Origin of the sequence: Zobellia sp. OII3 (genome assembly GCF_002211465.1) — a bacterium.
Lineage (GTDB): Bacteria > Bacteroidota > Bacteroidia > Flavobacteriales > Flavobacteriaceae > Zobellia > Zobellia galactanivorans.
This window is the reverse complement of sequence record NZ_MWRZ01000003.1, coordinates 136,053-149,032: the sequence shown is the minus strand read 5'-3', so window position 1 is coordinate 149,032 and position 12,980 is coordinate 136,053. Positions and strand designations below refer to the sequence as shown.

13 protein-coding genes and 1 tRNA gene are annotated in these 12,980 nt (G+C 42.1%); 5 read left to right on the top strand and 9 right to left on the bottom strand.

Annotated features, from left to right (window positions below; all coding sequences use genetic code 11):
- Positions 1 to 28: 28 nt before the first annotated feature.
- Both B4Q04_RS11425 and B4Q04_RS11420 read right to left on the bottom strand, forming a co-directional pair.
- Positions 29 to 877 carry a hypothetical protein gene (locus B4Q04_RS11425; protein ID WP_088696903.1) on the bottom strand — a complete coding sequence of 283 codons (849 nt, stop codon included), beginning with the start codon at positions 875 to 877 and terminating at the stop codon, positions 29 to 31.
- A gap of 119 nt (positions 878 to 996) precedes the next feature.
- On the bottom strand, positions 997 to 3,183 hold the full coding sequence (locus tag B4Q04_RS11420) for a glutamine synthetase III (protein WP_013994134.1): 2,187 nt from the start codon (positions 3,181 to 3,183) through the stop codon (positions 997 to 999).
- Positions 3,184 to 3,394: 211 nt separating this feature from the next.
- Between B4Q04_RS11420 and B4Q04_RS11415 the strand changes: the two genes are divergently transcribed.
- The gene (locus B4Q04_RS11415; RefSeq protein ID WP_088696902.1) at positions 3,395 to 4,411 is read left to right on the top strand and encodes a glutamine synthetase beta-grasp domain-containing protein; all 1,017 of its coding nucleotides are present in this window, start codon (positions 3,395 to 3,397) and stop codon (positions 4,409 to 4,411) included.
- Between the two features lie 327 nt (positions 4,412 to 4,738).
- On the opposite strand, the gene B4Q04_RS11410 is transcribed toward B4Q04_RS11415, so the two are convergent.
- Complete coding sequence (locus tag B4Q04_RS11410; RefSeq protein ID WP_013994132.1) at positions 4,739 to 5,677, bottom strand: calcium/sodium antiporter; 939 nt, start codon at positions 5,675 to 5,677, stop codon at positions 4,739 to 4,741.
- A 704-nt stretch (positions 5,678 to 6,381) separates the two neighbouring features.
- Positions 6,382 to 6,894 carry an adenine phosphoribosyltransferase gene (locus B4Q04_RS11400; RefSeq protein ID WP_088696901.1) on the bottom strand — a complete coding sequence of 171 codons (513 nt, stop codon included), beginning with the start codon at positions 6,892 to 6,894 and terminating at the stop codon, positions 6,382 to 6,384.
- A gap of 130 nt (positions 6,895 to 7,024) precedes the next feature.
- Between B4Q04_RS11400 and B4Q04_RS11395 the strand changes: the two genes are divergently transcribed.
- The 3 genes from B4Q04_RS11395 to B4Q04_RS11385 all read left to right on the top strand — a co-directional run bounded on the left by B4Q04_RS11395 (position 7,025) and on the right by B4Q04_RS11385 (position 8,241).
- Positions 7,025 to 7,098: transfer RNA gene (locus B4Q04_RS11395), tRNA-Arg, on the top strand.
- A 169-nt stretch (positions 7,099 to 7,267) separates the two neighbouring features.
- Positions 7,268 to 7,828 carry a YeeE/YedE family protein gene (locus tag B4Q04_RS11390; RefSeq protein ID WP_088696900.1) on the top strand — a complete coding sequence of 187 codons (561 nt, stop codon included), beginning with the start codon at positions 7,268 to 7,270 and terminating at the stop codon, positions 7,826 to 7,828.
- Complete coding sequence (locus B4Q04_RS11385) at positions 7,828 to 8,241, top strand: DUF6691 family protein (protein WP_088696899.1); 414 nt, start codon at positions 7,828 to 7,830, stop codon at positions 8,239 to 8,241. Before B4Q04_RS11390 ends, B4Q04_RS11385 begins: the two co-directional genes overlap by 1 nt.
- A 20-nt stretch (positions 8,242 to 8,261) precedes the next feature.
- On the opposite strand, the gene B4Q04_RS11380 is transcribed toward B4Q04_RS11385, so the two are convergent.
- The 5 genes from B4Q04_RS11380 to B4Q04_RS11360 all read right to left on the bottom strand — a co-directional run bounded on the left by B4Q04_RS11380 (position 8,262) and on the right by B4Q04_RS11360 (position 12,014).
- On the bottom strand, positions 8,262 to 8,537 hold the full coding sequence (locus tag B4Q04_RS11380; protein WP_013994126.1) for an ATP-dependent Clp protease adaptor ClpS: 276 nt from the start codon (positions 8,535 to 8,537) through the stop codon (positions 8,262 to 8,264).
- Between the two features lie 29 nt (positions 8,538 to 8,566).
- Complete coding sequence (gene prmA / locus B4Q04_RS11375) at positions 8,567 to 9,403, bottom strand: 50S ribosomal protein L11 methyltransferase (RefSeq protein ID WP_088696898.1); 837 nt, start codon at positions 9,401 to 9,403, stop codon at positions 8,567 to 8,569.
- 161 nt (positions 9,404 to 9,564) lie between these two features.
- Positions 9,565 to 10,314, bottom strand: coding sequence for a triose-phosphate isomerase (tpiA, locus tag B4Q04_RS11370; protein ID WP_013994124.1), 750 nt, complete (start codon positions 10,312 to 10,314; stop codon positions 9,565 to 9,567).
- Between the two features lie 52 nt (positions 10,315 to 10,366).
- The gene (locus tag B4Q04_RS11365; protein WP_013994123.1) at positions 10,367 to 11,464 is read right to left on the bottom strand and encodes a BT_3928 family protein; all 1,098 of its coding nucleotides are present in this window, start codon (positions 11,462 to 11,464) and stop codon (positions 10,367 to 10,369) included.
- Position 11,465: 1 nt separating this feature from the next.
- Complete coding sequence (locus B4Q04_RS11360) at positions 11,466 to 12,014, bottom strand: DUF1599 domain-containing protein (protein WP_088696897.1); 549 nt, start codon at positions 12,012 to 12,014, stop codon at positions 11,466 to 11,468.
- Between the two features lie 106 nt (positions 12,015 to 12,120).
- Between B4Q04_RS11360 and folP the strand changes: the two genes are divergently transcribed.
- Positions 12,121 to 12,948 carry a dihydropteroate synthase gene (gene folP, locus B4Q04_RS11355; protein ID WP_088696896.1) on the top strand — a complete coding sequence of 276 codons (828 nt, stop codon included), beginning with the start codon at positions 12,121 to 12,123 and terminating at the stop codon, positions 12,946 to 12,948.
- The last annotated feature ends 32 nt before the right edge of the window (positions 12,949 to 12,980 follow it).

The following is a 12,980-nucleotide window of genomic DNA, read 5'->3' as shown; positions in this document are numbered from 1 at the left end:
AAAAACTTTCTAAAAGTTCTCAAGTAGATTAAAATTTGTGATAAATCCCTCCGCCCAAAACCGCTCTTTTAGGCACATTAGTTCCTGAAATTGCCGAAGTGTAGTTAGCTAGCACTCCAAACTTTTCGGTAATTTCAACTATACCCTTTATGCCATAGGCAACATATGCTTGATCATTAAGATACAACCCTGTGGCCAAATTAGCTTCCGGAAGTATAACCTCTCCGTTTTCAAAAGAAGTTGAAAAGTCAAGAAAACCAATGATCCAAAGTCGTTTTATGGATTTTACACCAGCTTCAGCGCTAGCTCTAAAATTTGAACTATAGTCATTAAAACGAATATCAACACCTGTAGATGCCTGAACAAAGAAATTATCATAACCTCTACCAATATTCAGTTTTGGAGATAATGTAAATGTATCATAACCACTTCTAAGTCCGGATGCCTCAAAATAGCTTCCGGTATTGGCCTCAAAATTAAGCTGTCCGGAAATCACCCACTTCTTATTATAAAGTTGATGTTTTACACCAAGGACCAAATTACCCAAGGCCGCTTCAGAACCATCAGAAGTAATGGGCACACCAGCTGTAGATGACACCGCATCGCCAGCTTTGATCATTTTAATCGGCAGACTCAAGAGCACCGTCGTCTTATCGAAAATACCGTATTCCCCAAAAAGTTGAAGGGTGTTATCGGTGATTTTTCGCTCGGTCCTATAATCGGGGTTTCCGTAAACACCCGAATAAGCAGCTATGTTATAATACGATAACTGAACGTAGGCTTTGTTTTTCTCCTTTGTCCACGCTCCTTGGGAGAAAAGAGAAACAGAAAACAAAAAAAGCAGGGTGAAAAGATATTTTTTTAAGGTACTATGCATCTATAGAATATTTTAGATATTCTTTACTTAGTATACCTTTTCACCACTGCCTTACATCACTTTGACCAGTAATAAGGTCTTTTACCTAATTTACGGGCAAGCCAACATACAAACCATCACTACTTGATAGACAACAACTCCCGATACTTGACCAAGGGCCAATAACGGTTATCCACAAGCATTTCCAGCTTATCACAATGCATTCTTATTTTTTCAAAATACGGCTTGACATCGTCACTGTACGCAAAGGCCTTTTTTTGGGTATCGGTCAATTTATTGGCTTTTCTACGGGCATCCGTCATCGCATCTACCTGTTTTTTAAGTTCGGTAATATGCTCGGCGATCTGCTCTATAATACCCGATTGACCATCGGTCAGTTTTCGATGGGCAGCCCCATAGATCTCCTTGAGTCCCAATACATTCTTGATCAAGATGTTCTGATATTCTATTACCGATGGGATAATATGGCTATAGACCAATTCGTTCAACACCCTACCCTCTATCTGTATATGCAAGATATAGGCTTCAAGCTCTACCTCTTGCCTTGCGGTGACCTCTTTTTCGCTCATCACCCCCATAGAGGCAAAGAGTTCCAAGCTTTGCTTTGAGGTCAGCACCTGAAGGGCGGCCGGAGTGGTTTTATTGTTGCTGAGTTTTCTGCGTTCCGCTTCTTTTTGCCAATCTTCGCTATAACCATCACCATCAAAACGAATACGTTTTGAAGTCTTGATATACTCCCGCAAAACATTGAATACGGCCTCATCCTTTTTAAGGCTCTTTTTATCGACAAGTGCATCTACCTCTTTTTTAAACTCCCGCAGCTGCTTGGCCACTATAGTGTTCAAAATGGTCATCGGTTTGGCACAGTTCGTTTTTGAACCTACGCCCCGCATTTCAAATTTGTTTCCGGTAAAGGCAAAGGGGGAAGTCCGGTTGCGATCCGTATTATCAAGTAGAATTTCGGGTATTTTACCCACTACGTTCAATTTGAGCTCAGTTTTTTCCTCAGGGGACAACTTTCCTTTGGAAACACCCTCCAATTCATCCAAAACATTACCCAACTGCTTACCAACGAATATCGACAAGATTGCCGGAGGCGCTTCATTGGCGCCCAACCTATGGTCATTGCTCGCCGAAGCTATAGACGAACGCAACAGCTCCTCATAGGTATCTACCGCCTTAATGGTATTGATAAAGAAGGTCAAAAACTGAAGGTTCTTCATGGGCGTAGACCCCGGACTCAACAAATTCACGCCCGTATCGGTCGCCAACGACCAGTTATTATGCTTACCCGAACCATTGATGCCGGCAAAGGGTTTTTCATGAAAGAGCACTTTAAGGTTGTGCCTATCCGCAATGCGGTCCATGACATCCATCAAGAGCAAGTTATGATCTACCGCCAAATTAGCCTCTTCAAAAACAGGGGCCAATTCAAATTGGTTCGGCGCCACTTCGTTATGCCTTGTTTTAACAGGAATACCCAGGCGCATACATTCCAGCTCGAGTTCCTTCATAAAATTAATGGCCCTCAAGGGTATTACCCCAAAATAATGGTCATCAAGTTGTTGTCCCTTTGCGGCCGAATGCCCTACCAAGGTTCTCCCCGTCAGACTTATATCGCTACGTGAATGGGCCAATGCCTTATCGACCAAGAAATATTCTTGCTCCCAGCCCAAGGTAGCGTTTACCTTGACCACGGTTTTATCAAAATATTTTGCTACGGCAGTTGCCGCCTCATCTATGGCATTAAGGGCGCGCAAAAGTGGCGCCTTATTATCTAAGGCTTCACCGGTATACGAAACAAATATCGTGGGTATACAAAGTGTCGTATCGTAAACAAAAGCCGGACTGGTAGGGTCCCATGCGGTATAGCCACGAGCTTCAAAAGTGTTGCGAATTCCACCACTTGGAAAGCTTGAGGCATCAGGTTCCTGTTGCACCAATTGGCCACCCCCAAATTTCTCCAAGGCCCTTCCATCCGACATTAGATCAAAAAAGGCATCGTGCTTTTCGGCAGTCGCCCCCGTAAGCGGTTGAAACCAATGGGTATAATGCGTAGCCCCCATTTCTATAGCCCAGGTCTTCATGGCCTCGGCCACTTGGTCAGCTATCTTTCTATCTATTTTAGATCCCGAGAAAATTGCCCCCTGCACGCTTTCCAAAGCATCTTTGGTAAGGTACTGTAGCATGCGCTCCTTATTAAAAACATTGTTTCCAAAAAGCTCGGAACGTCGCCCTTTTTCTTCAACACCTACACGCTCTCTTTTCCGGCTTTCGGTCATTGCATCAAATCGCTGTCTCGACATAGTATATACTTAAAATTTTCGGCTAAAATAGCAATTAACGAATTAATAATAAAAAGATAAAATAATCAACTTACCACAAAATACCCCTCAAAAAATAGGGCTATCCTAAATTATACTCAATTTTTTGATATTTACCCCCCTAAAAATTAGTATAATTGAGTAAAAAACATATTTTTGTTCGTCTTTAAACGTAAAATTAACTACCGTAATTATGAGCAAAACTAAATTAGAATACATCTGGTTGGATGGATATTTCCCAACGCAAAACATGCGTAGCAAGACTAAGGTCGTAAACGACTTTAGTGGTAAATTGGAAGATTGCCCTATGTGGTCTTTTGACGGAAGTTCAACAAGACAGGCAGTCGGCGGCGATTCGGATTGTTTGTTAAAGCCTGTTGCCATCTTCCCTGACCCCGCAAGAAAAGATGGTTTTTTGGTAATGACCGAAGTACTTAATGCCGATGGAACACCTCATGAATCTAACGGAAGAGCTACTATCGATGACGATGATAATGATTTCTGGTTCGGTTTTGAGCAAGAATACTTTATAATGGACACCCATACCCAACTACCTTTAGGTTTCCCTGTTGGAGGCTACCCTGCCCCACAAGGCCTTTACTACTGTTCGGTTGGAGGTAAAAATACACATGGCCGTCTAATGGTCGAAGAGCACGCCGATCTATGTATCGCTGCCGGACTTAACTTTGAAGGAATCAACCAAGAGGTTGCCTGTGGCCAGTGGGAATTTCAATTGTTCGCCAAAGGAGCCAAATTGGCCGGTGACGAACTTTGGGTTGCCAGATACCTTTTAGATAGACTATCGGAACAATATGGTTACTATATCGAATACCACCCAAAACCATTAGGAAAAGACATGGACTGGAATGGTTCGGGTATGCACGCCAACTTCTCTAACACTACTTTAAGGACTGCAGGTTCAAAAGAGGTTTACGAAAAAATATGCGAGGCTTTCAGACCTGTAGTAAAAGAACACATTGCCGTTTACGGTGAGTTCAACGACCAACGTTTGACCGGTCTTCACGAAACCGCATCGATCCATGATTTCAGCTACGGAATTTCTGACCGTGGTGCTTCTATCCGTATTCCTATCGCTACTGTTGAGAGTGGATGGAAAGGATGGTTGGAAGACAGAAGACCAGCTTCTAACGGTGACCCATACAAAATCGCCGGAAGAATCGTTAAAACGGTTAAATCTGCCGATATTTAATTCGATCTAATTTTTTTGTTGTTAATATAATGTAAAACGCTCGAACCCATAGGTTCGAGCGTTTTTCTTTACATCTAGATTACATTTTAGCTTCCTACCAAGGACACACTACACGAAAAACCCCTACAAGCCCAGCTAGTCATCCTTCTTCCTTTAACTTACACAGGATAACACCTTGCATCCATATTCGCGGACCAAAGCCATCAAATCGGCTTAAACAACACAGGAAGCACCAAAGCCCGTTTCCTACCAAACCTAGAAAGTCGGCACCATCTAAATGAAGGAATAAAAAAAATAGAAGACATAAAAGCTCCGAACCGATGCACCCTAGGCAACGGTCAGATACACAAAGACCACGTAACAGGTCAGAAGGATCAAGCCATCGCGCCAACCCAAGCGTAGCCCCTTAGGAAAGAATACCAAGGGAAGAATCAGAAAGGAAATGCCCAACATCCAAAAAATATCGTTGCTCAACAAACGCTCATCGACCACTTTAATCGGGGTTATTATAGAGGTAATCCCTAAAACCGCCAATAAGTTGAAAATATTCGACCCGATAAGATTCCCCAAGGAAATGGCTTTTTCCTTCTTAATTACCGCTATTACGGAAGCAGCCAATTCAGGAATACTGGTCCCTATAGAAACCACGGTAACGGCAATGATCCGCTCGCTTACACCAAATATCTTGGCGGTACCCACCGCACCGTTAATAAGGAGCTCAGAACCACCCCAGAGGGCCGTACCCCCTAGCCCCAAAAAGAGCACCAACTTATACAAAGGCAAAGGCAAATCATCTTCAGGGGCCTCATCTTCCACCGCCTGCTTTTGAAAACGGAGTAAATACACCAAAAACAGGAATAAGGCTACGACCATAATCCCCCCTTCATACTGTTGCAGTTCCCCGTCAAAGAAAATAAAAGCAAAGAAAAGCAATGAAGCGGCCATCATAACCGGCCAATCGGTAGTATAAAAGGTTCTTCGAACATCTATCGAGCCCATAAGAACGGTAACGGCCAGTACCAAGCCCAGGTTCGCTATATTGGATCCCACCACATTCCCCAAAGCCAAATCGGGAAACCCATCAAGAGCGGCCTTTACACTTACAATCAGTTCAGGCGCCGAGGTAGCAAAGGATACTACCGTCATACCGATAACAATTTTCGGAATACTCAATCTTAAGGAAAGGGCTACAGCCGATTTTAAAAGCCAGTTACCACCTGCTATCAAAAGTATCAGGCCAAGAACAATAAAAATAAAATTCTGCATGTATCGGTTTCAGGGAATTAAAGCAAAGATATGCCAAGATTTTAATTAAATGGTGTCTTTATTAGGCCTTAGCCACGAGAAAAAAGTACCCCTTGAAAATGAATTGCGCCAAAAAACATCATTTTCGCGCAAAATTATGCTTAAAAAAGAAAATCGTCTTGAAAAAGCCTCTTAAAATGTTACTTATTGATATAATATAAACCTTTTTTAACTTCAATAAATAACACAAATGAAGACAATATTTTTAAATTATAAACTTAATCCGTCTTTTCACTTATAAAATCGTATTTAAATTGAATAATTCTCATCATTTCGCTTGGAAACGAATATTTCTTTTAATTATCTTGATTAGATAATCGATTATTATCAACTATCTATTAACCTAAAACCCCCTAATTATGATTACACTTGCAAAACTTCTGTTATTACTCTTAGTATCGCTGATCACGATAGTATCGTAAGTTGAATCATATAGGCCTATACAACAAAAAAGACCGCTAAATAGCGGTCTTTTACTTTTAAATCAATAAGTTAGTATTTCCAAAGAACCCAACCATGAAACAATCGTTTTTCAAGTTACTTGCCCGAGTAAACCGATTACTTCTGCCTTCCTTTTCTAAAAAGCAACTTGACCTTTCAAAAGCTTCAAAATTTCAGATGGCTGTAATCGGGTGGCGTTATTTTGTGACCATCCGTGCCTTGGGTCAATAATTCAAAAGGGCTTTTACAGGGGTTCCCCCTAATTTATCCCTTCCCTTTAAAAAATCGAGTTCGATCAAAAAATTACATTGAACGATTTCACCTCCCAAACGTTCGACCAGGTTACAGGTAGCCTTTGCCGTACCGCCTGTAGCGAGAACATCGTCGTGAACCAAGACCTTTTCCCCCGCCAAGATCGCATCGCTGTGCATATCCAAGGTATCGGTGCCATATTCCAAATCATAGGTTTGGCTAATTTTTTCCGATGGCAGTTTATTCGGTTTACGAACAGGAACAAAACCCGCGTTTAGTCGTTGGGCCAAAAGAGGTCCGAAGAAAAAGCCCCGGCTTTCCATACCTACCACCTTATCTACACCATGCACTCCCACCATTTCCACCAGACGATCAAGCGTATACCGTATGGCCTTGGCATTTGCCAACAGTGGTGTTATATCTTTAAAGACTACACCCTGCCGCGGAAAATCCTCAATATCCCTAATAAAGGTTTTTAAATCCATTTAATAAGTAACTTATATTTTGCCGTAAATGTAAAAAGAAATATATTTGCACCCCGTTAGGTAAAAAACTGGTTTAAACGAGTTTCTTTTTTGTTTCCGTTCGGAACACCCTAACAAAAGCACTTTAATTGGTCCTGTGGCGCAACTGGATAGCGCATCTGACTACGAATCAGAAGGTTACAAGTTCGAATCTTGTCAGGATCACATCAAAACCCCTTGAAATGGATGTTTCAAGGGGTTTTTTATTTCCGATTTCCTCTTTATCCTTTTCCTAAAAACAAAACGCCCTTCATTTTTATTTCCAACATGTTTTGTAACTCCGATTACATTTCCCTAATCTCTTTCGCCCTACCTTTGCATAAATTTTTTCTACATGGACAGCATACTTCAACCATGGCCTTGGTACGTTTCAGGGCCTTTGATTACTTTCGTAATGATCTTTCTGATTTATTTCGGGAAGACTTTTGGCATGTCATCAAATCTAAGGACCCTATGCAGCATAGGGGGTGCCGGAAAGTATTCGGACTTCTTTAGATTCGATTGGAAGGCCCAAAGATGGAACCTGACCGTTGTACTAGGTGCGATTATCGGGGGATTCATAGCCGTAAACTTCCTTTCCGACGGCTCGGCCATCGACCTCAATCCGGAAACCATCAAAGACCTACAGAAATTGGGCTTTAACGATGCAGGAAGCACATTGCTGCCGGGAGAAATCTATGATTGGGACAATGCCCTATCGATCAAAGGCCTGGCCATATTGATCATTGCAGGTTTTCTAGTCGGTTTCGGCACACGCTATGCCGGTGGCTGTACTTCCGGCCACGCCATTACAGGCCTGAGCAACCTACAACTACCTTCATTGATAGCCGTTATCGGATTCTTTATAGGCGGACTTTTAATGACACATCTATTACTACCCTTAATCTTTGCATAATGAAATTTATAAAATTCTTATTCGTAGGCATATTCTTTGGTATCGTACTTGTCAAGTCCGAAGCCGTATCATGGTATCGCATATATGAAATGTTCAAATTTCAATCGTTTCACATGTACGGAATCATAGGGTCTGCCGTAGTACTGGGCATAATTTCCATTTGGGCCCTCAAAAAATTCAAGGTAAAAAGTATAGAGGGAAACGAAATAAAACTCATGCCCAAAGACAAGAGTTTTATCCGTTATATTTTGGGAGGTAGTATTTTTGGGTTAGGATGGGCGCTGGCAGGAGCTTGTCCCGGACCAATGTACATTCTTTTAGGAACCGGAGTCTACAGCATGCTTATAGTCATAGCAGCGGCCGTATTGGGCACTTTTATGTATGGATTGCTCAAGAACAAGCTACCGCACTGACCCTTACACCTTTACTTAAACTATACGATTTCTGCACTAAGGCCCGCTTCCAACAATTTGCTGCAACGGGGCTCTAGGTCTTTATACTCGCCTGTTTTAACGGTACATTTGCCCTTGTAGTGTACGATAAGCGAGCATTGCTCCGCCTGAACGGGCGTATGATCGCATACATCTACCAAGGTCTCAATGACATGGTCAAAAGTATTGACCTCATCATTGAAAAGAACAATTTCGTTTTGTTTTACTACCTCTTCCTCTAGTAGTAGTTCTTCCGATACTTTTTCTTTGAAACTCATAGTGATCAATTTAAAATAGTATACCTCTTCTAAAATACATATTTTACGGCAACCCAATTATTTTTTTGCAGATTTTTTTCAAACTTTAACCCTGCTTTTAGACAGGTTTCCGAAATCAAGGGAATATCCTCTTCATAGAAACCACTTAAGAAAAGGGCTCCATTTTCCCTTAAGTTTTGTGCATACACCGATATATCGGCCAGCAGTATATTTCTATTGATATTGGCCAAGATAACATCGTATTTCCGCTCTCCCAACAAGGACGAATCCCCTTCGAAAACCGAGATATGGCTACAGTTGTTCCGTTCCACATTTTCCTTGGCGTTCAAATAGCACCAATTATCGATATCGATAGCATCGATATGGGCCGCCTTTTTCAGAGCCGCCAAGATAGCCAATACGCCGGTTCCACTACCCATATCAAGAACGTCCTTACCCTCGAAATCATTTTCCAAGACAAATTGAAGCATCATATAAGTGGTCTCATGATGCCCTGTGCCAAAGCTCATTTTGGGCTCTATCACAATATCGAACGCTACATCGGGCTTCTCGTGAAAAGGCGCTCGCACCACACATTGGTCGGCCACTTGAATCGCTTCAAAATTCTTCTCCCAAGTCGCGTTCCAGTTCTCCTGTTCTATTTCCTTTATAGAAAAACCGACTTCAAAAATCGGATTGTCCAAGATTTCAACCGTTTCCAAAATGTTCTCGTTCCAATCTTCCTTTTGGATATAGGCCAACACCCCTTCTTCGTTCTCAACAAAACTTTCAAAGCCTGCTTCGCCCAGTTCGGCAATCAAAATATCGGAGCCGGGCTGCAAAGGGCTTACCGAAAAATTATATTCAATATATATAGTGTTCGACATCTTGTTGTCTTTTTATTCGTTGTTGGTCGTATTTACTGGCGTTCATTTACAAAAAACCACCGTATACCCTCTTTTTACAAAGGATCAATATTCAGTATGAAATGAACAACCCTTTCCGTTTTTAGGGAAAGGGTTTATAAAATCATTGGTTTCTTAAAGACCTAAATCGCCTTGATTATAGCTACAAAATCATCAGCTACCAAAGAAGCGCCTCCGATAAGTCCACCATCAACATCCGGTTTTCCGAAAATCTCTACCGCATTGGCAGGTTTTACACTACCTCCGTATAAAATAGAAACATTGTTGGCAATTGAAGCATCATAGGCTTCGGTAATGGTCTTGCGAATAAAGGCATGCATTTCCTGCGCTTGTTCAGGAGAAGCGGTTTCTCCGGTACCGATGGCCCAAACCGGTTCGTAAGCCAATACAATTTTCCCCCAATCGGAAGCTTCCAAAGAGAAAAGTGCATTTTTCAATTGACTTTCGACCACCTTGAAGTGGTTATCGGACTTTCTATCATCAAGCTCTTCACCAAAACAAAACATCACTCGCATATTCTTTGCCAAAGCTGCCTTTACTTTTTTGGCCAATATTTCATCTGTTTCACCAAAATAGGCCCTTCTTTCAGAATGTCCTATAATAACGGTATCAATGCCGATATTCAACAACATGTCAGCAGAAATCTCTCCCGTATAGGCACCACTTTCGGCAAAATGCATATTCTGCGCGATCACCTCTATAACGGACGAATCTAAAGTACGTACGGCAGCTGCCAAGTTAACAAAGGTAGGGGCAACCATAACCTCGGCTTGCGTATCGGGCAATTTGGCGGCCAGTTCGGTCAACAACGCCTCTGTCTCTGCCAAGTTTTTATTCATTTTCCAGTTTCCTGCAACTATTTTGCTTCTCATTTCTATGTGTTTATGTTATATGCGTTCAATTTGAATTTATAGGCTTCGCAAATTATTCAAAAACCAGTTCATCCAAATCATTATAATGTACTTTTTGTTCAATCGTCCCCTTATTAACGACCAACACCGCCGGATTGGAGCGTACGATCGTCTTTAGGGCGGTCTCGTCGGTAAAATAAAATTCGAAATTCAACTTATGGTCTTTGATCAATTTACCCGTCTGCTGATCGTTAGAGGCCGACATACCAATAACGTGGTAGCCCTTCTTGATCGCCTTATCGGTCACTTTCTTTACTTCCGAATACATATCCTCATTGGTCTTTTTTAGATCGTAGGCTATAACCATGACCAATTTAGGTTCTTGCAATAAGGAATCGGCGTAATTAACACCTGCTTGTTCTATGGTAAAATCGTGGATCGGCGGCTCGTAACCGGCCTGTACCTCTGTAGTCTCCACATCAACAAAATCACCATCGACCTGCGGATATTCGCCTTGCGTAACGATTACCTTGTCTTCGCCATTGACCTTAAAACGCCAGGCATAGTCATAAATAGCCTTTGGGGCATCTTCGGGCACCGTCATCCCCTCAACAATGTTGGCCCCGATCTTATAGGGCCTAAAATCAACGACAGGCAAGTGGTTGAGTACATAATTACAGTACAAGCCACAGATGACTACCGACGTCAAGGTAACCACGCGCAAGGTATTGGCGCCAAAAATCGGTTTTATATATTTTCTACCTACAAAAAGAACCACGATAAGCACCAAAAGAACAATATCTTTGGAAAACGACTCCCATGGTGTCAGTTTAATGGCGTCGCCGAAACAACCGCAATCGGTAACCTTGTTGAAATAAGCCGAATAAAAGGTAAGAAAGGTAAAGCCGATAATCATAAGCAGTAAACTCCACACCGTAAATTTTACCCTAAAGCCGACCAAGAGCATAACCCCCAACAGTACTTCAAAGATTACTACAAAAATAGAAATGGCCAAAGCATGCGGCTCAAAGAACGGAAGATCCAAAACCCCCTGACTAAAGTATTCCTCTAGCTTAAAAGAGAAACCTACGGGATCGTTCAACTTGATAAAACCACTGATGATAAATAAGACACCAACAAGTATTCGGCTAAGGCCCACTATATATTTCATACTATCCTTTTGTATTTTCGTCGAGATGAATCATGGCAAAAACAGCATAATTGACCATATCTTGGTAATTGGCATCAATGCCTTCGCTCACCAAGGTTTCCCCCTTATTGTCCTCTATCTGCTTTACGCGCAATAATTTTTGTAAAATAAGATCGGTCAATGAACTCACCCTCATATCACGCCAAGCCTCTCCATAATCGTGGTTTTTGTTTTCCATCAAGGTCTTGGTGACACCGGCATGCTTATCAAAAAGGGCCACCGCCTCTTCGGTAGTGAGATCGGGCTGGTCTACCACTCCCTTTTCCAATTGAATCAGGGCCATAATCGAATAGTTGATAATACCGATGAACTCTGAGCGTTCGCCTTCATCAACTTTGCGCACTTCATTTTCTTGAAGGCTTCGGATGCGCTGTGCCTTAATAAAAATCTGGTCGGTCAAGGAAGGTAATCTTAAGATACGCCAAGCACTACCGTAATCTTTCATTTTCTTTTCAAAGAGGTCTCTACAGATTTGAATTACCCCGTCATATTGTTCGGAAGTCTTTTGCATGGCTATCCTTTCTAATTTGCGTAAATTTCACTCAAAATTTTGAATTGTTCAAAGTTCGTGTTTTAAACTTGGTTAATCAAGGGATACCGCTTCAACTTTATCATATATGACCCTAAATTGCAAAGGCCGCTTAATCGACCTCTCTACCCCAAAAGTAATGGGCATTCTAAACCATACGCCCGATTCATTTTATGACGGCGGAAAATATCGCGATAAGAACGCCATTCTAAAGCAGACCGAAAAGATGCTGAACGATGGCGCCACCTTCATCGATGTCGGCGGTTACAGTTCGCGCCCCGGGGCAGATTACGTAACCGAAGAGGAGGAACTCAAACGCATGCTTCCGCTGACCCGACTCTTGCTAGACCACTTTCCTGATATTATCTTGTCGATAGACACGTTCAGGAGCAAGGTGGCATCAGCATGTCTCAATGCCGGTGCGGCCATCATAAACGACATTTCGGCAGGCAAGCTCGACCCCAATATGCTACAAACGGTAGCGGAGTACCACGCCCCCTACATCATGATGCACATGAGGGGCAATCCGCAGACCATGCAACAACAAACGGCATACGACAATATTTTGGTCGATATCATTGCCTATTTTTCGGAACGAATTGCCGCCGCAAAGGCCTTGGGCATGATCGACCTTATTATCGATCCCGGTTTCGGTTTTGCCAAAACCCTATCACAGAATTACGAAATACTTCAAAAGCTTGATCTTTTCCAGACTCTAGAACACCCTTTATTAATAGGGATCAGTAGAAAGTCGATGATTTACAAAGTACTTGAAACCGACGCAAAAAACGCACTCAATGGTACAACCGCCCTTCACATGGCCTCATTAATGGGCGGAGCCAATATTTTAAGGGTTCATGACGTTAAAGAAGCCTATGAATGTGTTAAACTTGCAGAACGATTAAAACCTGAATAAAAATTTAAGGGATTTTGCTAATTTTACAAAAA

Bases quoted from the DNA above. Each gene is read 5' to 3' on its own strand.
- B4Q04_RS11390 (WP_088696900.1), top strand. From the start codon at position 7,268: ATGGACAGCATACTTCAACCATGGCCTTGGTACGTTTCAGGGCCTTTG.
- B4Q04_RS11415 (WP_088696902.1), top strand. From the start codon at position 3,395: ATGAGCAAAACTAAATTAGAATACATCTGGTTGGATGGATATTTCCCA.
- B4Q04_RS11425 (WP_088696903.1), bottom strand. From the start codon at position 877: ATGCATAGTACCTTAAAAAAATATCTTTTCACCCTGCTTTTTTTGTTT.
- folP (WP_088696896.1), top strand. From the start codon at position 12,121: ATGACCCTAAATTGCAAAGGCCGCTTAATCGACCTCTCTACCCCAAAA.
- B4Q04_RS11365 (WP_013994123.1), bottom strand. From the start codon at position 11,464: ATGAAATATATAGTGGGCCTTAGCCGAATACTTGTTGGTGTCTTATTT.
- B4Q04_RS11385 (WP_088696899.1), top strand. From the start codon at position 7,828: ATGAAATTTATAAAATTCTTATTCGTAGGCATATTCTTTGGTATCGTA.
- prmA (WP_088696898.1), bottom strand. From the start codon at position 9,403: ATGTCGAACACTATATATATTGAATATAATTTTTCGGTAAGCCCTTTG.
- B4Q04_RS11360 (WP_088696897.1), bottom strand. From the start codon at position 12,014: ATGCAAAAGACTTCCGAACAATATGACGGGGTAATTCAAATCTGTAGA.
- B4Q04_RS11400 (WP_088696901.1), bottom strand. From the start codon at position 6,894: ATGGATTTAAAAACCTTTATTAGGGATATTGAGGATTTTCCGCGGCAG.
- tpiA (WP_013994124.1), bottom strand. From the start codon at position 10,314: ATGAGAAGCAAAATAGTTGCAGGAAACTGGAAAATGAATAAAAACTTG.
- B4Q04_RS11410 (WP_013994132.1), bottom strand. From the start codon at position 5,677: ATGCAGAATTTTATTTTTATTGTTCTTGGCCTGATACTTTTGATAGCA.
- B4Q04_RS11420 (WP_013994134.1), bottom strand. From the start codon at position 3,183: ATGTCGAGACAGCGATTTGATGCAATGACCGAAAGCCGGAAAAGAGAG.
- B4Q04_RS11380 (WP_013994126.1), bottom strand. From the start codon at position 8,537: ATGAGTTTCAAAGAAAAAGTATCGGAAGAACTACTACTAGAGGAAGAG.